Source organism: Escherichia sp. 94.0001, assembly GCF_013369155.2.
Taxonomy (GTDB): Bacteria; Pseudomonadota; Gammaproteobacteria; order Enterobacterales; family Enterobacteriaceae; genus Escherichia; species Escherichia coli_F.
This window is the reverse complement of sequence record NZ_JABWMS020000359.1, coordinates 1-207: the sequence shown is the minus strand read 5'-3', so window position 1 is coordinate 207 and position 207 is coordinate 1. Positions and strand designations below refer to the sequence as shown.

General features: G+C 59.9%; 1 protein-coding gene. It reads right to left on the bottom strand.

The features are described from left to right. A partial coding sequence (locus tag HEN33_RS26110) for a phage minor tail protein L (protein ID WP_183083591.1) occupies positions 1 to 207 on the bottom strand: 207 nt, incomplete at both ends.

Here is a 207-nt window from a genome sequence, read left to right as displayed (position 1 = left end):
TTGGCCAGCATGATACGCCCCGGAAAAACAGCGCCATCCGTTTCCGTCGGCGTGGCCAGTACAAAGGAGGCACTCACCGCGCTCAGTTCACTGCACTGCTCGATGCGCCAGCGGCTGATCACCTCCTGCTCCGGATCGGCGTCACTGTTTCCGTTGACGAAGTTCACCGCATCCAGAAAACGGGCGTAAACCTTACGCCTGACCACC